Origin of the sequence: Mycolicibacter senuensis, from assembly GCF_003284925.1 — a bacterium.
Taxonomy (GTDB): Bacteria; Actinomycetota; Actinomycetes; order Mycobacteriales; family Mycobacteriaceae; genus Mycobacterium; species Mycobacterium algericum_A.
The window spans coordinates 1-20,773 of the sequence record NZ_QMEX01000035.1 but is presented as its reverse complement, the minus strand read 5'-3'; the positions used below and the strand labels follow the sequence as shown (position 1 = coordinate 20,773).

At 68.1% G+C, this 20,773-nt stretch carries 26 protein-coding genes and 2 pseudogenes; 18 read left to right on the top strand and 10 right to left on the bottom strand.

Annotation, left to right across the window (positions count from 1 at the left end; translation table 11 throughout):
- The first annotated feature begins 20 nt into the window (after positions 1-20).
- From DQP56_RS10920 to DQP56_RS10910, 3 genes are all read left to right on the top strand, one after another.
- The gene (locus tag DQP56_RS10920; RefSeq protein WP_112685303.1) at positions 21-1,010 is read left to right on the top strand and encodes a glycosyltransferase; all 990 of its coding nucleotides are present in this window, start codon (positions 21-23) and stop codon (positions 1,008-1,010) included.
- Positions 1,011-1,029: 19 nt separating this feature from the next.
- Positions 1,030-2,256 carry a glycosyltransferase gene (locus DQP56_RS10915; protein ID WP_112685301.1) on the top strand — a complete coding sequence of 409 codons (1,227 nt, stop codon included), beginning with the start codon at positions 1,030-1,032 and terminating at the stop codon, positions 2,254-2,256.
- A 91-nt stretch (positions 2,257-2,347) separates the two neighbouring features.
- Complete coding sequence (locus DQP56_RS10910; protein WP_112685299.1) at positions 2,348-3,115, top strand: GAF and ANTAR domain-containing protein; 768 nt, start codon at positions 2,348-2,350, stop codon at positions 3,113-3,115.
- Between the two features lie 64 nt (positions 3,116-3,179).
- Here DQP56_RS10910 and DQP56_RS25805 read toward each other — a convergent pair.
- The 4 genes and pseudogenes from DQP56_RS25805 to DQP56_RS10890 form a co-directional block, all read right to left on the bottom strand.
- Positions 3,180-3,431, bottom strand: a pseudogene (locus tag DQP56_RS25805) (CheR family methyltransferase); the annotation flags it as partial.
- A 4-nt stretch (positions 3,432-3,435) separates the two neighbouring features.
- The gene (locus tag DQP56_RS10900) at positions 3,436-4,191 is read right to left on the bottom strand and encodes an STAS domain-containing protein (RefSeq protein WP_435673849.1); all 756 of its coding nucleotides are present in this window, start codon (positions 4,189-4,191) and stop codon (positions 3,436-3,438) included.
- Positions 4,184-4,459 carry a chemotaxis protein CheB gene (locus DQP56_RS10895; RefSeq protein ID WP_112685295.1) on the bottom strand — a complete coding sequence of 92 codons (276 nt, stop codon included), beginning with the start codon at positions 4,457-4,459 and terminating at the stop codon, positions 4,184-4,186. Before DQP56_RS10895 ends, DQP56_RS10900 begins: the two co-directional genes overlap by 8 nt.
- 88 nt (positions 4,460-4,547) lie before the next feature.
- Positions 4,548-5,216: a PAS and ANTAR domain-containing protein gene (locus DQP56_RS10890; protein WP_112685293.1), complete on the bottom strand. Its 669-nt coding sequence runs from the start codon at positions 5,214-5,216 to the stop codon at positions 4,548-4,550.
- 285 nt (positions 5,217-5,501) lie between these two features.
- On the opposite strand from DQP56_RS10890, the gene DQP56_RS10885 reads away from it, so the two are divergent.
- From DQP56_RS10885 to DQP56_RS10865, 6 genes and pseudogenes are all read left to right on the top strand, one after another.
- Entirely contained in the window at positions 5,502-5,981 is a 480-nt protein-coding gene (locus DQP56_RS10885) for an MPT63 family protein (RefSeq protein WP_112685291.1), read from the top strand.
- A gap of 56 nt (positions 5,982-6,037) precedes the next feature.
- Positions 6,038-6,445: an NAD-dependent epimerase/dehydratase family protein gene (locus DQP56_RS24705; protein WP_165824979.1), complete on the top strand. Its 408-nt coding sequence runs from the start codon at positions 6,038-6,040 to the stop codon at positions 6,443-6,445.
- Positions 6,420-6,968, top strand: a pseudogene (locus tag DQP56_RS24700) (UdgX family uracil-DNA binding protein). Before DQP56_RS24705 ends, DQP56_RS24700 begins: the two are co-directional and overlap by 26 nt.
- A gap of 27 nt (positions 6,969-6,995) precedes the next feature.
- The gene (locus tag DQP56_RS10875; protein ID WP_112685289.1) at positions 6,996-8,813 is read left to right on the top strand and encodes a thiamine pyrophosphate-requiring protein; all 1,818 of its coding nucleotides are present in this window, start codon (positions 6,996-6,998) and stop codon (positions 8,811-8,813) included.
- Between the two features lie 137 nt (positions 8,814-8,950).
- Positions 8,951-9,634 (top strand): HemK2/MTQ2 family protein methyltransferase, encoded by a 684-nt coding sequence (locus tag DQP56_RS10870; protein ID WP_165824981.1) that lies wholly within the window; start codon positions 8,951-8,953, stop codon positions 9,632-9,634.
- Positions 9,631-9,858: a CDGSH iron-sulfur domain-containing protein gene (locus tag DQP56_RS10865; RefSeq protein ID WP_112685287.1), complete on the top strand. Its 228-nt coding sequence runs from the start codon at positions 9,631-9,633 to the stop codon at positions 9,856-9,858. Before DQP56_RS10870 ends, DQP56_RS10865 begins: the two co-directional genes overlap by 4 nt.
- Before the next feature lie 33 nt (positions 9,859-9,891).
- On the opposite strand, the gene DQP56_RS10860 is transcribed toward DQP56_RS10865, so the two are convergent.
- Together DQP56_RS10860 and DQP56_RS10855 are read right to left on the bottom strand one after the other, a co-directional pair.
- Positions 9,892-10,107 carry an Rv3202a family protein gene (locus tag DQP56_RS10860; protein ID WP_112685285.1) on the bottom strand — a complete coding sequence of 72 codons (216 nt, stop codon included), beginning with the start codon at positions 10,105-10,107 and terminating at the stop codon, positions 9,892-9,894.
- A complete protein-coding gene (locus DQP56_RS10855; RefSeq protein ID WP_112685283.1) occupies positions 10,091-10,501 on the bottom strand; it encodes a MerR family transcriptional regulator in 411 nt (136 codons plus the stop codon). Before DQP56_RS10855 ends, DQP56_RS10860 begins: the two co-directional genes overlap by 17 nt.
- 124 nt (positions 10,502-10,625) lie before the next feature.
- Between DQP56_RS10855 and DQP56_RS10850 the strand changes: the two genes are divergently transcribed.
- The 3 genes from DQP56_RS10850 (at position 10,626) to DQP56_RS10845 (ending at position 11,884) form a co-directional block, all read left to right on the top strand.
- Entirely contained in the window at positions 10,626-11,048 is a 423-nt protein-coding gene (locus tag DQP56_RS10850; protein WP_112685327.1) for an Hsp20/alpha crystallin family protein, read from the top strand.
- 47 nt (positions 11,049-11,095) lie between these two features.
- Positions 11,096-11,431 (top strand): hypothetical protein, encoded by a 336-nt coding sequence (locus tag DQP56_RS24440; RefSeq protein ID WP_133258921.1) that lies wholly within the window; start codon positions 11,096-11,098, stop codon positions 11,429-11,431.
- A gap of 126 nt (positions 11,432-11,557) precedes the next feature.
- Positions 11,558-11,884, top strand: a complete 327-nt coding sequence (locus DQP56_RS10845) for a J domain-containing protein (RefSeq protein ID WP_112685281.1) — start codon at positions 11,558-11,560, stop codon at positions 11,882-11,884.
- A 22-nt stretch (positions 11,885-11,906) separates the two neighbouring features.
- Here the strand turns inward: DQP56_RS10845 and DQP56_RS10840 are convergent, their stop codons facing one another.
- The 4 genes from DQP56_RS10840 to DQP56_RS10830 form a co-directional block, all read right to left on the bottom strand.
- Positions 11,907-12,767, bottom strand: coding sequence for a cyclopropane mycolic acid synthase family methyltransferase (locus DQP56_RS10840; RefSeq protein WP_112685279.1), 861 nt, complete (start codon positions 12,765-12,767; stop codon positions 11,907-11,909).
- Positions 12,768-12,850: 83 nt separating this feature from the next.
- Positions 12,851-13,801: an anti-sigma factor RsbA family regulatory protein gene (locus DQP56_RS10835; RefSeq protein ID WP_112685277.1), complete on the bottom strand. Its 951-nt coding sequence runs from the start codon at positions 13,799-13,801 to the stop codon at positions 12,851-12,853.
- 69 nt (positions 13,802-13,870) lie between these two features.
- Positions 13,871-14,026, bottom strand: a complete 156-nt coding sequence (locus DQP56_RS24695; RefSeq protein ID WP_165824977.1) for a hypothetical protein — start codon at positions 14,024-14,026, stop codon at positions 13,871-13,873.
- A 15-nt stretch (positions 14,027-14,041) separates the two neighbouring features.
- Complete coding sequence (locus tag DQP56_RS10830; protein ID WP_112685275.1) at positions 14,042-14,275, bottom strand: hypothetical protein; 234 nt, start codon at positions 14,273-14,275, stop codon at positions 14,042-14,044.
- 143 nt (positions 14,276-14,418) lie between these two features.
- Here DQP56_RS10830 and DQP56_RS10825 point away from each other — a divergent pair, with 143 nt between their 5' ends.
- The 6 genes from DQP56_RS10825 (at position 14,419) to DQP56_RS10800 (ending at position 20,702) form a co-directional block, all read left to right on the top strand.
- The gene (locus DQP56_RS10825; RefSeq protein WP_112685325.1) at positions 14,419-14,916 is read left to right on the top strand and encodes a hypothetical protein; all 498 of its coding nucleotides are present in this window, start codon (positions 14,419-14,421) and stop codon (positions 14,914-14,916) included.
- A gap of 13 nt (positions 14,917-14,929) precedes the next feature.
- Positions 14,930-15,676, top strand: coding sequence for a gluconate 2-dehydrogenase subunit 3 family protein (locus DQP56_RS10820; RefSeq protein ID WP_112685273.1), 747 nt, complete (start codon positions 14,930-14,932; stop codon positions 15,674-15,676).
- Positions 15,676-17,349: a GMC family oxidoreductase gene (locus DQP56_RS10815; RefSeq protein WP_112685271.1), complete on the top strand. Its 1,674-nt coding sequence runs from the start codon at positions 15,676-15,678 to the stop codon at positions 17,347-17,349. The genes DQP56_RS10820 and DQP56_RS10815 overlap by 1 nt, the downstream gene beginning before the upstream one ends.
- Positions 17,346-18,353: an SDR family oxidoreductase gene (locus DQP56_RS10810; protein ID WP_112685269.1), complete on the top strand. Its 1,008-nt coding sequence runs from the start codon at positions 17,346-17,348 to the stop codon at positions 18,351-18,353. The genes DQP56_RS10815 and DQP56_RS10810 overlap by 4 nt, the downstream gene beginning before the upstream one ends.
- A gap of 76 nt (positions 18,354-18,429) precedes the next feature.
- Positions 18,430-19,980, top strand: coding sequence for an HNH endonuclease signature motif containing protein (locus tag DQP56_RS10805; protein WP_112685267.1), 1,551 nt, complete (start codon positions 18,430-18,432; stop codon positions 19,978-19,980).
- A 308-nt stretch (positions 19,981-20,288) separates the two neighbouring features.
- Positions 20,289-20,702: a ChaB family protein gene (locus DQP56_RS10800; RefSeq protein ID WP_112685323.1), complete on the top strand. Its 414-nt coding sequence runs from the start codon at positions 20,289-20,291 to the stop codon at positions 20,700-20,702.
- Positions 20,703-20,773 lie beyond the last annotated feature (71 nt).

Here is a 20,773-nt window from a genome sequence, read left to right as displayed (position 1 = left end):
CCGGCGGGTAACAAGCGGTTATGGCGTTTCCGCTGACCACCCGGCGTTCGGTGCTCGTCTGGCACGTGCACGGCTCCTGGATGGACTCCTTCGTCGCCGGGCGGCACCGCTATCTCATTCCGGTCGACGTTCCGCACGGCCCCGACGGCCGCGGGCTGTGTGGGCGCGACTGGCCGCGGGCCGTGGAGATACCGCTGGGCGAGTTGCGCGACCAGGACGTCGACCTGGTGGTGTTGCAGCGCCCGCACGAGCTGGAGTTGGTTGCTCGGCTGCTGGGCCGCCGGCCCGGTATCGAGGTTCCCGCGGTCTACGTCGAGCACAACACGCCGCGGCCGTTCGTGGTGGAGAGCCCGCATCCGATCGCCGACCGCGGCAACATCCCGCTGATCCACGTCACCGACTTCAACCGGCTGATGTGGGACAACGGCCGCGCCCCGACCATGGTCATCGACCACGGGATCGCCGATCCGGGCCACCTGTATACCGGCGACATCGCCGCGGCGGGCACGATGATCAACGAACCGGTGCGACGGTGGCGCACGGTGGGCGCCGACCTGCTGGGCGCCTTCGGGCAGTCCGCCCCGGTCGACGTCTGGGGGATCGGCACCGAAGAGCTCAACGAGCCGGCTCATCGCTGCGCCGGTGTCACCGGCCGCGGCGACCTGCGAACCGCTCCGCTGATGAAGGAACTGGCGCATCGGCGCGTCTACCTGCACACCGCGCGCTGGACGTCGCTGGGATTGTCGCTGCTGGAGGCCATGTTCCTGGGCATGCCGGTGGTGGCGGTGGCGTCGACCATGGCACCGCTGGTGGTTCCCCCCGAGGCAGGCGTCGTCAGCGCCGACGTCGACACCTTGCGGACGGCGCTGCGCGGGCTGGTCGCCGACCGCTACCTGGCCGAGGTGGTCGGCAAGGCGGCCCGCGACTATGCGCGGGACCATTTCGGGCTCGAGAGATTCCTGCGGGAGTGGGATCGGGTCATCGAAACGCAGTGCACGGCGGGGCCGTGACCACCAGGGGAGGATCGCGATGAGGATCGCAATGGTTTCCGAACATGCCAGCCCGCTCGCCGCGCTCGGCGGAGCCGACGCCGGCGGCCAGAACGTCCACGTCGCCGAGTTGTCGGCGGCGCTGGCCCGCCGCGGGCACGACGTCGAGGTCTACACCCGCCGCGACGACCCCGACCTGCCCGACCGAATCGACACCGAACAGGGCTACACGGTGGTGCACGTGCCGGCAGGACCGGCGCGGTATGTGCCCAAAGACGAACTGCTGCAGTACATGGGGACGTTCGGGCGTTACCTGGATCAGCAGTGGGACCGCGCACGGCCCGACATCGCGCACGCGCACTTCTGGATGTCGGGGATCGCCACGCAACTGGCCGCCAAACGCCGCCGGGTGCCGGCCGTCCAGACGTTCCATGCGCTGGGCGTGGTCAAGCAACGCCACCAGGGGCACCGCGACACCAGTCCCGCCGAACGGCTGCGGCTGGAGACCCGGGTCGCGCAGGAGGCGACCTGGGTGACGGCGGGTTGCAGCGACGAGGTGTTCGAGTTGATGCGGCTCGGCCGGGACCGGTTGCGGATCTCGGTGGTGCCCTGCGGTGTGGACGTGGACCGGTTCACGCCGCACGGCCCGACCGCCCCCCGATCGGGTCGGCGCCGCATTCTCGCGGTCGGAAGGTTCGTGCCCCGCAAGGGATTCGACACGGTGATCGAGGCGCTGACCACCGTCCCGGTAGCGGAACTGGTGATCGTCGGCGGACCCGAACGGGCCGAACTCGACACCGTCCCGGAGGCCTGCCGGCTGCGGAAGCTGGCCACCGATCTCGGTGTGGCGGACCGGGTCTCGCTGTACGGCTCGGTCGCCCGCGACGATATGCCGGCGCTGTTGCGGTCGGCGGACGTGGTGACGTGCACCCCGTGGTACGAACCGTTCGGCATCGTGCCGCTGGAGGCGATGGCGTGCGGGGTGCCGGTGGTGGCGTCGGCGGTGGGCGGCATGCTCGACACCGTCGTCCACGACCTGACGGGCCTGCTGATCCCGCCGAAAGACCCCCGCGCCTGTGCGAACGCGGTGACCGCGATCCTGCGGGACCGGCGCGCCGCGGCGGCGTTCGGCACCGCCGGCCGGGAGCGGGCCCGCTCGAGGTACTCCTGGGAGCGCGTCGCGACCGACACGTTGCGGGTCTATGACCGGCTGCTGCCGGTGCCCGCGCCGGTCCGCACCGCGGCGCGGGCGTCGGGGCAGGACTGACCCCCGACGCTGTTGCCGCCGGCGACGGATCGGAGGAATATTGGCTGCATTGGGCGGCGCCTCGGACGGTGTTGGCGGATGGAGCAACGGCATGGCGGTGGCTGACCGCAGCGACATGATGCGCGATGTGGCCAACCTGGTGCGCACGTTGGACGAGCGTTTCCGGGTCGATGCCGACGGTGTGGTCGACGAGCTGATCACCAGCCTGCTCGGCCACCTGCCCTATGCCCAGCACGCCGGTGTCACGGTCGCGACGTCGGGCGGCGATGTGCAGACGCTGTTCGCGACCAGCCGTTACCCGGCCATGCTCGACGACATTCAGCGCCGTCGGCGGCAGGGGCCGTGCCTGGCCGCGGCCTTCAAACACCATGTCGTTCGGCTGGACGATATCTTGCGCGAGGAGCGCTGGCCGTCGTATTGCCGGGAGGTCGCCGAAACGACGCCGATCCGGTCCATCCTGGCGTTCGAATTGTTCACCGGTCGGGGAAGCACCGGATCCTTGAACTTCCTGGCCGAGAGCCCGAACGCCTTCGACGACGAGGCGGTGGAACTCGGGCTGACCTTGGCCACCCACGCCGCGCTGGCCTGGCACATGGTGCGCCGCGATGAGCAGTTTCGCAGCGCGCTGGCCTCCCGCGACGTCATCGGGCAGGCCAAGGGGATGCTCATGGAGCGGTTCGACATCGATGCGGTGCGCGCCTTCGAGCTGCTCAAACGGCTGTCGCAGAACCTGAACACCCCGCTTGCCGAGGTGGCGCAACAGGTCGTCGGTGGACAAGGCGCCGGGACTGTTCCTCGGCCACACGCCGATGAGCCTGCGGCACCGTGTCTTCCGCAAGGCGGCGGCGTCAACGTATGAATGGCCCAGCCGCCCTGCCCGACGGTGTGCCCGGCTCGGAGAGCGCGAAATCTAAGCGGCCCTACTTGTTGCGCTGCGTCTCGGCGTTCATGTACATCAAGGTGCTGCGGTACACCAGCAGGTCCACCCGCGAGATCGGAGCGTCTTTGACCAGGTCGTTGTGGCCGAAGATCACCCCGCGTCGCAGGTCCTTGTGACCGACGTACCGGCCGAGGTTGATCAGGATGGTGTTGAACAGTGCCGAGACTCTTCGGAGCTGGCCTGCAGGACGTCCAGCGCTCGCAGACGCTACTCGCGGGACACCGCGAGGCCGGGTACAGCTACAGCCGATTCTGCGGGCCGAGCACAGCCCACACCGTTTTGCCGCTGGGGGTGGGGCTGCTGCCCCAGGCGCGGCACAGCGCACCGACCACGGCCAGCCCGGAGGTCCGGTCGGCGCCACCGGCGGCGGCTTCGTGGCGCATCGCCGGCGAGCCGTCGGCGTCCTGGACGGCGATGGTGACGGTGGAGCCGGCGGTTTCCAGCAGGATCACCGGTGTGCTTTCGGTATGGCGAAGCACGTTCTCCACCAGCACATCGACGATCACCTTGGCGGTCGGGACCAGCCGGTCCTGCGACCAGTTGGTCAGCCACTCGGTCACGAAGTCGCGGGCGCCGCGCAGGCTGCTCAGCCGACGCGGCAGCTCGATGCGCACCCGGCGGCGCGGGTGCCTGGCATCAACGAGTGAGGCCAGCGCGCTCTCGACGTCGGCATGCACCGGCACGTAGCGGGTCACGCCGATCCGCGAAATCTTCTCGGCGACCTCCGGGTGGGCGCAGACCAGCAGGATCGGGATGTCGGGCCAGGTACTCACGTGCCAACGGGCGCTGGTGAACACCGACCAAGCCGAGGGCGCCGGCACGTCCAGGCGATCGACGTCGATCATCACCGCCTGCGGTTCGTCCATCGCCGCCTTGATCACGCTGTCGCGCAGCTCCAGATAGGTGCTGCTGTCCAGCCTGCCCAGGGCGCGCAGCAGACACACCCCGGCCACGGTGTCCGCGGACACCGTGAGCTGACTCGGCTTTCTAGGCAGGGCGCGCCTCCTGCCGGTGATAGATGGCGGCCAGCCGGCTGCCCAATACCGACGTGGCGGGTTCGGTCGCGTTGATCGCCGGCAAGGTGCTGTGGCCATCCACGATCCGGGACAGCACGCTGGGCGCTGCGGCCGGCATATGCAGCACGACCAGAATCGCACCGGGCAGCGTCGCCGGCAGTCCGGCGGTGAAACTCTTCGGCGCCTCAACGCCGCCGGCCGAGGCCCCCACGCCGACGACGTTGAGGGGGCGGGGATTATCTGCCATTGCGCTCACCACCTTCAGGTGGCTACCCACTCCGGCGGCGTAGGCAACCTCCGTGGGCGATGCCCAGCGTGGTCTTCTCGCCGCAGCGTCAGTCGACGGTCAGCAGCGTGTGATCCACCAACGAGATCGAGTCGGGGCTGAAGGCTCCGCTTATGGCCACCAGAAAACGCTCTGCGAGTTCGCGCACCTTGATGTTGGTCTCCTGGGAGCGCCACACCAGGATGTCGAATGCCCGTTCGGCGGAGATGCCGTAGCTGGCCATCAACACCCCCTTGGCCTGCTCGATCACCGCTCGGGACTTGGCGACCTCGGAGACCGCGGCGCTGACATCGGACTGCAGCACATCGGTCACGTCGACGTAGAAACCGGCGGTGCCGGTCACCACCCCGGCGTCGTCGACCATGCGGTCACCGACCACGATCACCCAGTGCACCTGCCCGGCGGTGTCGACGATCCGGTGCCGGCTGCTGAACGGCTCGCCCTGGATGACGCGGTCCAGCACCTCGGCGACCTGCGGGCGGTCCTCGGGATGCTTGTGCTGCAGCAGCAACTCGGTGTTGGGCACCACCGTCCCAGGCTCATAACCGTGCATGCGCGCCACGGTGTCCGACCACTCCCAGCGCTGTTCGCCGAGAAAGTACCGGAACCGGCCGACGCGTTGCGGCTCACCGTGGCCCACTACGAGATCGAGGTCACTACGGACCTCGAGATCGTCGTCCGACGGCGTCGCAAACTGCGCATTCGTATCCCCGACCACCGCATACCCGCCTTCTCGTACCCACAAGCTATGAGCTGATTCCAAGTTCCAGCGGCAAGCCGCGGTCTGGAATCACAGGAAGGAATGCAAGGACGTCCTGACCGGCGCTGTCTGCTGAACGCCCCAGCTTTTCGTAACTATCCACAAATCTCGGAGGGCGCGCAACCGAATCACGATTTGTTTCCCCGCCGACGCTCCCGGGTACCTGCTGATCACGGGTGCGGTGTTGGTTCCAGCAAGGCGGACTGCCGCCCCGGTGACGACTCGCGATGGAAGGAGTCCGACGTGAAGTTCTCCACGACTGCTGCCAAGACAGCCGCCGGCGCGGCGGGAATCGCCGCGGTGAGCGTCTTCGCCGCGACAACCGCGATGGCCGAGCCGGCGATCCAGCCGTTCGGCACGCCCGAACAGCTCAACGACGGCGCACTGTCGACGTCCTACACGGTCAGCAACCTGGAGCCGGCCAACGTGGTCATCCCCGGCTACCAGCCGGCCGGCGAGCTGTACCAGGCCGACGTGACCGCTCGCGCGGACCGGGGAATGGTGACCCCGCTGGTCACCGCCTTCAACGCCCGGGCGGCCAACAGTGACACCTACCGGGTGATCAACACCGTGCCCACGCCGGGCGGTATCAACCCCGGCCCGATCGCCCAGGGCGCGTCGGCCGACGGCAAGATCTACTTCGACGTCACCGGCCCGCCGCCCGAAGGCGTGGTCTACAACGACGGCGTCCAGGACGTGATGGTCTGGACGAACAAGGCTTGACGCCGATCCGAGAAGGGCCCGATCCCCAGGATCGGGCCCATTCGGACGTGGTCGCCATGCGTGCGCTGAACCGTGTTCTGATCACCGGCGGAGCCGGATTCCTCGGCAGCCGGTTGTGCGCCCTGCTACTCGCCGAGGGCGCGCAGCGGGTCTGGTGCGTCGATGACCTGTCCACCGCCTCGGAAGCCAATCTTGCTGTGATACAGCGTCTTTCCGGCCTCGAGTTCATCGAACACGACATCTCCGAAGGGTTCGCCGACCCCCGCCGGTTCGGGTCCTTGGATGCAGTTCTGCACCTCGCCTCGGCGGCATCCCCGCCGGACTATCTGCGGCTGCCGATACCGACGTTGCGGGCCGGCGCCCAGGGCACCGCGGCCGCGCTGGCCTTGGCCGAGGCGTGCGGCGCCCGATTCGTGCTGGCCTCCACTAGCGAGGTCTATGGTGATCCACTGGTTCATCGGTGAGCAGCCCGGCGACCAGGAGGATCGGGCCGGCCGTCCGTTCGTCGGTCCGGCGGGGCGGTTGCTGGACCGGGCGATCCGCGACGCGGGCATCGACCCGCAGCTGGTGTATGCCACCAACGCGGTCAAGCACTTCAAATCCACCCGCCGGGAAGGCAAGCGCCGGATCCACCAGAAGCCCGGCCGAACCGAGGTGGTGGCGTGCCGGCCGTGGCTGATCGCCGAGATCGACGCGGTGCGCCCGCAACTGGTGGTCTGCCTGGGGGCCACCGCCGCGCAATCGCTGCTGGGCGCGGCGTTCCGGGTCTCCACCGGACGCGGGGAGCTGCGGCACCCGCCGACCGGTGCCAGGTGCCGGCCGCCGGTACTGGCGACCGTGCATCCCTCGGCGGTGCTGTGAGACCGCAGTGACCGGCGCGATGAGGCCTACCGCGCGTTCGTCGACGACTTACGCGTGGCCGCCAGTGCGGCGACCGGCAGCACCGCTTGTAGGACGGCGCTGTTTGACAACGAGGGCGACGGGTAACCGTTTGCCGACAGAAGGGAGCGCACCATGCCGAAAACCGCGGACTTCATCATCGACCGGCTACGCCAGTGGGGGGTGCACCGGATCTTCGGATATCCCGGGGACGGCATCCTCTCCATGCTCGGCGCACTAGACCGGGCCAACGGCGACCCGGAGCTGATCCAGCCCCGGCACGAGGAGATGGGCGCGTTCATGGCGACCGGGCACGCCAAATTCACCGGCGAACTCGCCTGCTGCCTGGCCACCTCCGGCGGCGGCGCGATCCACCTGCTCAACGGGCTCTACGACGCGAAACTCGACCACCAGCCGGTGGTCGCCATCGTCGGTCAGCAGAAGCGGATGTCGCTGGGCGCGGCGTTCCAGCAGGAGATCGACCCGATGTCGCTGTACAAGGACGTCTCATCGGACTTCATCCAAACCTGCATGGCGCCCGTGCAAGCCAGGCATCTGGTGGATCGGGCGTGCAAGGTGGCGCTGACGAATCGGACGGTGGCCACCATCATCCTGCCGGAAGACGTCGCCGAGGAAGACGCGGTGCCCTCGCCGCCGCGGATGCACGGCGCGGTGTACAGCAGCGTCGGCTGGAGCCGGTCGCGGATGTTGCCGGCGAAGCCCGAGCTGCAGAAGGCGGCCGACATTCTCAACGACGCCAAGAAGGTGGCGATTCTGATCGGCGCCGGCGCCGCCGACGCCTCCGATGAGGTGGTGCAGGTCGCCGAGTTGCTGGGTGCCGGAGTGGCCAAGACCGCCCTGGGACGGGCCGCGCTGCCCGATGACCTGCCGTATGTCACCGGTCCGATCGGGCTGCTCGGCTCCACTGCCAGCGAAGCGATGATGTCCGGGGCCGACACCTTGTTCATGATCGGATCGAGCTTCCCCTACTCCGAATGGCTGCCCAAGGAAGGGCAGTGCCGCGGGGTGGAGATCAACCACGACGGCCGGATGATCGGCGTGCGGTACCCGATGGACGCCAATCTGATCGGTGACTCCAAAGACACCTTGCAAGAGCTGATCCCGCTGCTGAAGCGCAAAGACGACCGGTCCTGGCGGGAGAAGATCGAAAGCGAAGTGCAGGAGTGGTGGCGGGTGCTCGACAAGCGGGCCCACGACAAGGCCGATCCGCTCAACCCCGAGCTGGTGGTGCACGAACTGTCCAAGCGGCTGCCGGACAACTCCGTCATCACCACCGATGCCGGCTCGGTGGCCAACTGGTGGGCGCGGCACCTGCGGCTGCGGCCGGGCATGGCCGCCTCACTGGCCGGCAACCTCGCCACCATGGGCCCGGGCACGCCGTATGCGATCGCCGCCAAGCTGGCGCACCCGGGCCGCCCGGTGATCGCCCTGGTGGGCGACGGCGTGTTCCAGATGAACGGCATGGCCGAGATGATCACCGTCAAGCGGTACAAGGATCGGTTGTCCAAGGGCCCGCTGATCTTCTGCGTGTTCAACAACCAGGATCTCAACCAGGTCACCTTCGAGCAGCGGGCGATGGGCGGAGAGCCGAAATTCGATGGAACACAACGTATCCCGGACGTGCCATACGCCGAGTTCGCCAAGCTGCTCGGACTGACCGGCATCCGCTGCGATGACCCCGAGAACATCGGGCACGCCTGGGACCAGGCGCTGGCGGCGCCGGGCCCGGTGGTGCTCGAAGTGGTCGTGGATCCCGACGTCGCACCGGTTCCGCCGCAGATCCGGATGGATATCGCGAAGAACACCGCCAAGGCGATGATCAAGGATCCGGACCGGGTCAGCGTCGCCACCAAGGGCGCCAAGCAGAAGATGCACGAGTTCACCGAGTCGGCCAAGCAGGCGGTGCGCGACTTGCGCGACAAGGACGAGTGAGCGCACCTGCTCGGCCGCCGCGACGCCGCCGCGGGATCCGGAGTGGTCGGGATGGGGTGCGGTGCCCCCGTTACGGGAGTGGCCAATGGCGTTTGTCGGCGGCTGCAGCTGGGTAAACGGGCTAGGTGAACCCCACCATCGCCACGTACGCTACCCGGCCGCAACTGCTGACCCCGATCGGCGTCTATGCGCCGCAGCAGGATTCGCACCTATTGGTCGACGTCATGGAGTCGTCGGGGCTGGCCCGCCGGCGCCGAGTGCTGGACCTGTGCACCGGGTCCGGTGTGGTGGCGATCGCAGCGGCCGGCCTGGGCGCCGGCAGCGTCACCGCATTCGACATCTGTCCGCGGGCGGTCCGGTGCGCCCGGGATAACGCGGGTGCGGCCGGTGTCGACATCGAGATCCGGCAGGGGCCGTGGACCGGCGCGTTGAGCTGCGAGCCGTTCGACCTGATCGTGTCGAATCCGCCGTATGTGCCCAGCCCGCGCCACAGCGGGCCGGTCCCGGTGGCGGGCGGTCCGGAGTGGTCGTGGAACGGTGGCGTCGACGGCCGGATCGTTCTGGACCCACTGTGCCGCTCGGCGGCGACGCTGTTGCGCAGCGGTGGATCGATGTTGCTGGTCCAGTCCGCGCTGGCCGATGCCGGCCGATCGCTGAAAGCGTTGCGGGATAGCGGCCTGGATGCGGACATCGTGGCTACCCGGTGGATCCCGTTCGGCCCGGTGCTGTCCGCGCGTGCCGACTGGCTGGAACGAACCGGCCGAATGCCCCGCGGTTGCCGCGAGGAGCAACTGGTCGTGATACGGGCGGACAAGCCGTGAGTGAGCAGCAGCCCCACCTGGTACAGCCGGTGCGAAACGGTCCGGTGCTGGTCGCCGGGCCGGTGCGCATCGAGACACCCGGCGGCGTCGTGGAATCGGATCGGTTCATGGTCGCGATCTGTGCCTGCGGGCGCAGCCGCACCTACCCGCTGTGCGACACCAGCCATCGGCGGCGTGACCCGTCGTCGCGCCACGTCGACGGCGACCCGGCCGACGCCGAGTAGTCCGACCGGGGCCGCGTTGCTGACCGGGCCGCGCTACTGCTCGATGTCGTAGTCGTCGTGCGGAAGCGGAACGCTGATCGCCTGATCGATCACGTCGGCCGGGTTGGCGTCCTTGTCGTGGATGTTCTCGAGATGGGCCGGGTCCAGCCCGGCCTCCTCGTCGCCGACGTCGGCCGGCAGCCACTGTTCGGCGCGGTCCGCCTCCGGGATGCCATCGCTCGGCGACAGTCCTTCAGCGTCGATCATCATGACCCCTTTCGGTTCCGCGCTCGCGCGCTGCGCCTGCTCGCTTCGCTCGCTGCGCGACGAGTAGGGCATAGTCCGACTTCAGCTGGTCGTTATCCGATCTGAGTCGATTGTTGTCCGACTTCAGCCGGTGGTTGTCCGATTCCAGCCGGACGTTTCGGGCTTCCAGCCCGAGGATCTCCCCGATGCCGGCCACGTTGACCCCCACACCGGCCAGCTCGACGATGCGCCGCAGCCGCGCCAGGTCGTCGTCGCTGTAACGGCGGGTGCCGCCCGAGGTGCGCGCCGGCGTGAGCAGGCCGCGCCGCTCGTAGAGCCGCAACGTCTGCTGACCGACGCCGGATAACTCTGCCGCCACGGAGATGCTGTATACCCCGAGTCCGGATCGGGCATTCATGTTCTCGGTCAAGGTGCGTCGCTTCCGTTCGTCGGAGAACCTCTTGCACTAACCTACCATCAGTGCTATATAGAAATCTATGTCAGCGGACATAGATGATCTGCTGCAGATTGAGGAGGTGGAGATGATGTTGATGCGTACCGACCCGTTCCGTGATCTCGACCGCTGGACCCAGCAGGTCTTGGGCACCGCGGCGCGGCCGGCGGTCATGCCCATGGATGCCTGGCGAGACGGTGATCAGTTCATCGTCGAGTTCGACCTGCCGGGGATCAAGGAGGACTCGCTGGACCTCGATGTCGAACGCAACGTGCTGACGGTGCACGCCGAACGGCCGGGCCTTGATCAGAATCGCGAGATGGTGTCGGCGGAACGGCCGCGCGGCGTGTTCAGCCGACAGCTTTTCCTGGGCGACAACCTCGATGCCGAGCACATCCAGGCCAGTTACCAGGACGGGGTGCTTCGGGTGACCATTCCGGTCGCGGAGAAGGCAAAGCCGCGCCGGATCAAGGTCGCCAGCGGACACGGCGAGCGGGCCATCAACGCCTGATAGCGAGGGGCCGGGAGGCGGTTTGCGCGGTGAAGGAGGTGAGCAGCATGACCACCGACACGTTGACCGCGGAGGTGCTCGAGGAGGCGGACCGCATCGTGCGCGCCGAATGGCTGCGCTTGCTGGCCGCGGCGATCCCGGAGCGCTGTCAGGCGGTGCACACCGAAATGCCCGCCACCCGGTCCCGACCCCCCGAGCTCGCCATTCGTAACGCCACACCCGAGCGGCGTGGCGCGCCACCACCGGGGAGCCCTCGTAGCCGGTCGGATACGCGGCGGCGCAGCCGGCGAGTCTGGCCGACGCAACGCTCGCCTCCGGGCGGCTACCGAGGTCCCGATGCTGTCCGCCGCGTGATGACGGGAGGTGATGATCCGACGCGATGAGCACCGCGCGGTCGGGCGTGGCCCCGCTGCCCACCTGCTCTCCCGGGCAGCGGGACCCGCCGGCCCGCAGCAAGAAAGTCCTGGAGTTGGTGAGCGACCGAGTTGGTAAGCGACCTTGGTGACGTGATGAGCGAAAACCCCGATCCCCGCGACATACTCCCCGATCCCTACGACATACTGGGAGTGCCGCATTCGGCCACCCCGGCACAGATCAGCCATGCGTTCCGCATCAAGGTGCGCAGCCTTCACCCCGACACCGGCTATGCGGGTTCGTCACCACCCGATGATGCGGCCGCACGACTGCGGCAGCTGCTTTGCGCATACGACGCATTGCGTCGGAGCGGCCACCAATCCGCCGCGGCCGGTCCGGTCACCATCCCCGTCACCTACCGCCGGCAGTCCTCGTCATCGCAGGACTACCTGCGGGCAGGCCCGGTGCGCCGGCACCGCTGACCGGAAGGCTCGGCCGGGGGCGTCACTTCCGCAGCGTGTACTGGTGAACACTGGTGTAGCCGTCCCGGAACAGCGGCACGCAGCCGTTGAGGTACCTGTCGTAACGGTCATAGACCTCTTGGGACTGCGCGGCGATCGCCTGCTCTTTGTTGGCGGCCAGCGCGGCGGCCCAATCCTGCAGCGTCCGCACGTAGTTGGGGCCGATCTCGTGGATGCGGGCGACAGCGAATCCGGCTTCGGCCGCACGGTCGGCAACCATAGCGGCTGTCGGCAGCTGACCGCCGGGGAAGATCTCGGTCATGATGAACTTGTTGAATCGGACCAGGCTCATGGTCAGCGGAAGACCCAACCGCTGGGCGTCGTCCTGGGTGATTGCGGTGATGGTGTGCAACAGCATCGCCCCGCCGGACGGCAGAACGCGGTAGGCCGTCTTGAAGAATTCGGGGTAACGGTTGTGCCCGAAGTGTTCGAAGGCGCCGATGGATACGATGCGATCGACCGGCTCGTCGAACTCTTCCCAGCCTTGCAGACGCACCTCCACGCTGCGCCGGGTGGGCACCCGGGCCAGCTTGGCGACGGCGTATTCGCGTTGTCGCTCACTGAGTGTCAGTCCGATGACGTTGACATCGAATTTCTCCAGTGCCCGGCTCATCCCGCCGCCCCAGCCGCAGCCGATGTCCAGCAACGTCATCCCGGGCTCCAGTCCCAGCTTTCCCAAAGCCAGGTCGAACTTGGCGTTCTGCGCCTCGTCGCGGGTGGTGTCCGGATCCGGGTAGTAGCCGCAGGTATAGCCCATCGTCGGGCCGAGGAACAGCTCGAAGAACTCGTTGGAGATGTCGTAGATCGACTGCAGCTCGGCGTATTTAGGTTCAAAATCGGCCATCGGTTTCTCCCGCTACTCCAACCCCGGTGTCAATGTGGATGTGCTCGGACAAGCTGGCGGCCGGTGCGGCGGGTGGGGCGCGCTCATGCTGACTCCCTCATCCGCAGGTGCGCCTGCACCGTGGTCCCGGATGCTGCGGTGTGGATTCGCACCAGGTCCGCGGTGGCGTTGACCACGAACAATCCGAACCCTTGCGGGTCGCCGTAGGTGATCGGCCGTCGGCCCGCCATCGGGTCCGCCAGGTGGCCGGAGTCGCGCGCCTGGCAGACCAATTGTCCGGCCGACTCCCAGAGCAGCAGGGTGCACGGGCCGCGCCCGTGCTGCAGGCTGTTGGAGGCCAGTTCGTTGACGATCAGTTGCAGGTCGGCGATGTCGGCATCGGAGAATCCGAACCAGCGGGCGTACTTGGCGGCGAACGCCCGGGCGCCGGCCAGACCGGTGAGTTCGGTCAGGGTGCAGCTCGCCGCGGTCGGGCTGCTCGGCAACGGCTCGTTGTAGCGTGCCCAGGCCGCCTCGGGGGCGAAGGCCGTGCTGATGCGCTCCGGATGCCCGGCACCGTCCAGGCGCGGATGGGTGATCTCGGCGTCGAGGAGGATGTCGGAGTCCAGATTCGTTGCGTCATACGGGCAAAGAGCCGTGACCTCCCGGCCGGTGAACGCCCAGTTGATCAGGGCTTCATGTTGGACACAGGCCGGATACTCCTGGTCGGATCGGCCCTGCCAGACCGGTTCGCCGACCATTCGCACCGGTCCGGTGGGATGTTGGGCAGCAAACGCGCCGAACACGCCGCCGATGATGTGCCCGGGATTGCGTCCGACCCGGCTCATATCCGCCATCGTCACGGAGTCGGCGATCCCCCCGGGAAGGGCGTCTCGCAGCAGCGAGAGATTGGGCTCGGGTACCGCCACCAGGACGGGGATCCGGGCGGCCGCGCTGTCGGCGAGGAACGGCACCAGGTGCGCTACGTAATCCCTCGGCGATCGGTAGAACAGCGCGACATGACTGAAGGAGCCGTGGTCGGCAGCGGCAGCCATCGCATGTGCCCCCGTCATCGAGCGGGCCGCAGAACCCGGTCAGTTTAACGCTGCCGGGGGCGGCGCTGGTCAATACCAGTAACGCCGACCCGCCACCGGACGCCCGATCGCTCCCAGAATCCATAGTGCCGCGCCGATCACCACCAGAATGATTCCGATCGTCCACAACACATTGATCTTGAGAACGAGCGCCAGAATAAGCAAGACCACTCCGAGTGCAATCATCACCGATCCCTTCTGTTAAACGATCCGAACGACCGCACCCTGCGACGAGGGCTGCGGTACATGGCAATCCGTCACGACCGGGTTGAACCCGAGATAGTTCAGCGGGCCGGCCAGTGTGGTGACCGCAATGGTTCCGGCAGTCGCGCAACTGGTCTCATGCCCGTGGAAATAGTCTCGCTGCCATGCGGCGAAAACGCCGATAAGCAGCCATATCAGCACAATCGCACCGGCCAGCCCACCGATCCGCATCCGTCCTCCATTCATCGGTACCCCGATAATTCCCGCTTCCACCGCTGTCGAAACCTCGATGTTTGGTGCCTGCAGCAGCGGGGTACTGCCGCAAATCTGCGGACATCGACGAACGCGAGGAACGCGAGGACGGAGTGCGGCAGATGATGTTGCTGGGCCCGGGCGAATCCGGTTTGCGGGCAGGAAGTCACGCAGAATGGATCGGCGAAGCCGGCGACCTCGTCGATCACATGCTGCGCAACGTCGCGCACGGCCGCTTCGAGCGGTCGTTGTCGGCGATGACGGCGTTCGCCGCGGTGGTGACGACCGCCGAGATCTATCTCGAGCACTACAAGGCCGGCTTCGGCAATAAGTGGATGTGGAGCCCGGTGCTGGTCACGCCGCCGGTGGTGGTCGCCGGCATCGGCGGGGTGTTCTCCCGCCGCTGGGCCAAACGCTGGCTGCCGTTGACGGCCGGCGCTTATGCCGCCAACGGCCTGCTCGGGGAGTACCTGCACGCCCGCGGAGTGGCCCGCAAACCGGGCGGTTGGCGGAATGCGTCCTACAACGTTCCGATGGGCCCGCCGATCGCGGCACCCGGCCTGATGGCGATGGTCGGCGGCATGGGGCTCTTGGCCGCGGTGCTGCGCCGCGAACGCTGACGGGCCGCCGCCAATGGCCGACACCTCCCGCCCCGACCATCTGCCGAACCTGCGTGCCGATCGCCAACCCCCGCACCCGTCCTGGCTGCCCCGGCAGCGCCGCGGCACCACACCGCAGATGATCGGGCGCTATCCCGATTTCGACGTGCTCGAGACGCAGGACAGCTGGGACGAGGCCACCCGCAAGGTGGTGCTGGCCCGGCTCGAGCCGCCGGGACCGTTGCGGTTCTTCACCGCCGCAGAGGAGCCCACCTTGCGGGCATTCTGCGACATCGTGCTGGCACAAGACAAGGACCCGCGCGTGCCGGTGGCCGAGTTCGTCGACGCCAAACTGGCCGACGGCCGGCTTGACGGCTACCAGTACGCCGACATGCCCGATGACGGCGACACCTGGCGGCTGGTGCTGCAAGGACTGGACGAGGCCGCCAAGCAGCGGTACGGCAGGGCGTCATTCGCCGACGCCGAGGTTCCCAGCCAACTCGCGCTGGTCGAACAGTTCTCCCGCGGCGGGTTGTACGGCGGCGCATGGTCGCGGTTGAACGAGAGCCGGGCGTGGTCGGTGTGCATGCGCATGGCGTTGACGGCGTTCTACTCGCATCCGTGGGCGTGGAACGAGATCGGATTCGGTGGGCCGGCTTACCCGCGCGGATACATGCGGCTGGGTGGACCGAGCGGCCCGGCGTCGGTGCGTGAACCGTCCGAGAGTCGTGGCGCCACCGACAAGGACCCGGTGAGACTGGTGCAAGAAGAGGGCTCGTAGTGGGCGATTTCTGGCGGGGCCTGCTCAAAGGATCGCTGGGTCCACCCGACAATGACTCACGGTTCCTGCTCGATGTGCAATCGCGGCAGTTGCCCGGTGAGAACACGATGCGCCGGTATGCGACCGATGACGAGGTCGACCTGGTCGTCGTCGGGGCCGGCGCCGGCGGATCGGTGCTGGCGCAGCGACTGGCACAGGCCGGCTGGCGGATCGTGATCATCGAGGCGGGGCCGTTCTGGCACCCCGACACCGACTGGGTCTCCGATGAAGCCGGATCGCACCCGCTGTACTGGACGCAGAAACGCATCATCGGCGGCGACGACCCGATCGAGCTGGGCAAGAACAACTCCGGTCGCGGCGTCGGCGGCTCGATGGTGCACTACGCCGGCTACTGCCCGCGGTTCCACCCCAGCGACCTTCGGACATACCGTCTCGACGGGGTCGGAGCGGACTGGCCGATCGACTACGAGGACATCCGCCGCCACTACGAAGTGCTGGAGGCCGAACTGCCGGTGGCGGGACAGAACTGGCCGTGGGGGTATCCGCACCGCTACCCGTCCTCGCCGCATCCGATCTCCGCTGCCGCGTCAAAGCTGTGGGAGGGCGCGCTCAATCTCGGAATCGAGATGCGGGTCGGTCCGGTCGGGATCGTCAACGGCACCTTCGGAAACCGGCCGCACTGCATCTACCGCGGCTACTGTCTGCAGGGCTGCAAGGTCAACGCCAAAGCCAGCCCTTATGTCACTCACCTGCCCGACGCGCTGGCACACGGCGTGGAGATCCGGGCCGACAGCATGGCCGCCCGGATCGAACTCGACGACACCGGTGCGGCCCGCGGTGTCGTCTACCTCGACAGCGACGGCACCGAGCACCTGCAGCGCGCCAAGGTCGTCGCGGTGGCCGGCTACTCCATCGAAACCCCACGGCTGCTGCTCAATTCGACCAGTTCCCGGTTCCCCAACGGGCTGGGAAACAACACCGATCAGGTCGGCCGGTACGTCATGGTCCAAGGTGCCTCCCAGACGGCCGGCCGGTGGCCCGAGGAGCTGCGGATGTACAAGGCGCCGCCGCCGCAGGTGAGCAGCGAGCAGTTCTACGAAACCGACGCCACGCGCGGATTCGCGCGCGGGTTCTCCATCCAGACCGTCTCACCGCTGCCGATCGGCTGGGCCGAGCACGTGCTCGCCGACGGGCACTGGGGACGGGCGATGCGCGAATACATGCGCGACTACAACCACTGGAGCACGATCGGGGTCCTCAACGAACTACTGCCGCTGCCCGACAACCGGGTCACACTGGCCGACGAGGCCGACGACTTCGGCCTCCCGGTGGCCCGAATGGACTACACCCGCTGCGACAACGACAAGGCGAATATGGAGTACTCCACCAAGGTGATCACCGACATCCTCTACGCGGCCGGCGCGCAGGACGTGCTCACCATCCAGCGCTATGCCCACCTGATCGGGGGCGCCCGGATGGGCACCACGCCGGAGAACTCGGTGGTCGACGCCGATCACCGGGTATGGGGGGTGCCCAATCTGTTCCTCTCCGACGGCTCGGTGTGCCCGACCCAGGGGTCGGCCAACCCGGCACTGACCATCATGGCGCTGGCCTCCCGGCTCGCCGAGCGGCTGGCCGGAAAGCAGGTTCTGCAGAAGGGATTCCAGTCATGACTCAGACCGTCGTCATCACCGGAGCCAGTGCCGGGATCGGCCGCGCCGTCGCGCAACGGTTCGGTGCCCGCGGCGCGAAGGTGGCCCTGCTCGCGCGGGGCGAAGCCGGATTACGGGGCGCGGCAAGCGATGTCGAGGACGCCGGTGGAACCGCGCTGCCCATCAGCATCGACGTCGCCGACTACGCCGCCGTAGCAGCCGCCGCCGACCGCGTCGAGGCCGAACTCGGTCCGATCGACATCTGGGTCAACGTCGCCTTCGCCTCGGTGTTCGCGCCGTTCAGCGAGATCGGGCCCGAGGAGTTCAAACGGGTGACCGAGGTCTCCTACCTCGGCTTCGTCTACGGCACCATGGTGGCGCTGGCGAAGATGAAACCCCGGGACCACGGCACCGTCGTGCAGGTGGGTTCGGCCCTGGGGGAGCGGGCGATCCCGCTGCAATCGGCCTACTGCGGTGCCAAACACGCCGTCAACGGCTTCACCGAGTCGGTGCGCTGCGAGCTGCTGCACGAACGCTCCGGGGTCAACATCACCATCGTTCAGATGCCGGCGGTCAACACCCCGCAGTTCTCCTGGGTGCTGTCCCGGCTGCCTCGCCATCCCCAGCCGGTGCCACCGATCTATCAGCCGCAGCTGGTCGCCCGGGCGGTGTTGCGTGCCGCCGACCATCCGCGCCGCAAGCAGTACTGGGTCGGTGAGAGTACTGTGGCCACCCTGCTGGCGCAGCGCGTCGCCGCACCGCTGCTGGACCGCTACCTGGCCCGTACCGGCTACGACTCGCAGCAGACCGGTGAACGCGTCGACGGTGTGCCGCCGCACAATCTTTGGGAGCCACTCGACCAGCAGCCCGGTAGCGACCACGGGGCGCGGGGGCAGTTCGACGACTCCTCGCACGCGCACAGCCCGCAGCTCTGGGCCGCCCGCCACGCCGGGTTGGTCGCCGGTGCGGCCACCGCGCTGGGTGCGGCCGGGGCCGGTGTGCTGGCCGCCGCGCGGCGGCGTTGATTCGCACCGTTTCCTTAATCGCCGGGATCCGAAGCCGGACCGTTTTGTGTCGGTGGGTCGAACTAGTGTGCGATGTATGGGCAGGGACGCATTCGCGGATCGAGACACCATCATGGCGTGCCTCGACGCGGCCGAGGCCGCCCATGACCGACTGGAACAATGCTCCTTTGCCGCGCTGACCACCGAGGAGCTGGTGGACGTGCTGGCCCGCCGGGAAGCGCTGGCGTGGCGAGCACCGGCTATCGATCATCAGATTCTGGCTCGGCTCGTCACCGAGGGCGATGCCGGGCCGTTGCGGGAGTGCTCTGTGGGCAGGGCGCTGGCCGAGCGGTTGCGGATCAGCAGCGCCGCGGCGCAACGGCGGTTGGCCGAGGCCGCGGAACTCGGTCCGCGCACCGCGGTGACCGGGGAGCCGCTGGCTCCGGTGCTGCCCGAGTTGGCCACCGCCCAAGCGCGCGGGCGCATCGGCCCGGAGCATACGGCGATCGCCCGCAAGACGATGGCGAAGATTCCGGCCGCCGTCGATGCCGCGGATCGGGAGCGCGCCGAACGCGACCTGGCGGTTTTGGCCGGACAGTTCGGCCCGGAGACCTTTCAGCGGTTGGCTGACCACCTGTTGGCGGCGCTGAACCCCGACGGGGATATCACCGACCGGGAACGTCAGGCCCGGCGCGGGCTGCGGCTGAGTCGCCAAGACGCCGACGGGATGAGCACCCTTTCGGGCAAGATCACCCCCGGGTTGCGGGCCACCCTGGAGCCGATCCTGGCCAAACTCGGAGCGCCCGGCATGTGCAACGCCGCCGATGAAACGCCCTGCGTCAGTGGGACACCGAGCCAAGAACAGATCCAGGCTGATCACCGCACCCGCGATCAGCGCCACCACGACGCGCTGCTGGCCGCTTCCCGGGCGGTGCTGGCGTGCGGAGATCTGGGCCGGCTCAACGGGCTGCCGGTCACGGTGATCGTCTCAACCACGCTGGCCGAACTGCAGGCTGGGGCCGGCAAGGCGCACACCGCCGGCGGATCGCTGTTGCCGATGAGCGACCTGCTGCGCATGGCCTCCCATTCGTATCACTACCTGAGTATCTTCGACGGCCGGGGGCGAGCGTTGTGGCTGGGTCGCACCAAGCGCATCGCTTCGGCTGACCAGCGCATCGTGTTGCACGCACGCGATCGCGGCTGTACCCGACCCGGGTGCACGGTCTCGGGGTACCTGTCCCAGGCGCACCATCTGGAACAGGATTGGGCCAACAACGGTCAAACCGACATCGATACCCTCGCTCTGGCATGTGCGCCGGATAATCGGATGGCCAGCGAGCAGGGCTGGCGCACCCTGCTCGGCGAATCCGGCCGGGTCGAGTGGATCCCGCCGCCACACCGCGAGCGCGGTCAGCCGCGGGTCAATCCCTTCCACTTCATCGAAGCCGTCATCGACTACCACCGCCGCCCGCCGCCCGAGGACCTGCCAGCGCCCGACGCCGACTGGCCGTGGCCCGGCGACCCGGTTCGCGATGATCCATTGTTCGACGACCCGCTGTTCGACGAGGCCGCCTACGAAGCGGTGGCCGTCGAGGGCCTCGGGCAACGACACCTCTTCGAGGATGACGATTGGGCGGAATCCGGATGAGCACGGACGTCGTCGGCCGGATGGGTCGTCCCGCCGGCGGCCACCACGCCCGCGCCGACTGCGATCGCGCGCCACGGCAGCGCCTCATCGGGTCAGGTCGAGCTTGGTGGCCGCGTCCTCGGTGTCGTGCGAGTCCTCGAAGTACACCGAGACGAACCGGGCACGGGCAGTGAGCAATCCACGGAATCGTTCGGCATCCGGGTTGCCCGGTGATCGGCCCCGCAAACGTCGTCGGCAGGTTCGACATGGTTGCCGAACCGGTTCGGGGGGTATGCAGACCGGACTGCAGTCGCTGATTGGAGGTCTTCATGCCCAAGACGACGAAGCGGGGCGCCGCCAAGCAAAGTGAGTTGCCGAGCACGCTGCAACGATCCAGCGCGAAGGCGCAACGCACCTTCGCCAAAGCGCACGACGCGGCCGCCAAGGAGTACGGCAGCGAGCAGCGCGCCCACCGGGTCGCCTACGCGGCGCTCAAGCACAGTTTCGAAAAGGTTGGAGACCACTGGGAGCCCAAGAAGAACCGCGGCCCGTCGGATAAGCGCGCGCAGGGCGGGGGCCCGAACAACTCGGGACCGTCCGCCGAGGGTGTCGACGCCAACGCCAGCAAGCGACATCTGATGGACGTCGCGCGCCGGCTGGACATTCACGGCCGCTCGACGATGAAGAAATCGGAACTGGTCACGGCGATCAAGAGGCACAACCGCCGTGTCCGGGGCAAGTAGCCGGTTTGCGGGAGCGGCCGGCGAAACGCTGCTGTGGTGGTTGGTCGCCGCCGCGCTGTGGACGGCCACGC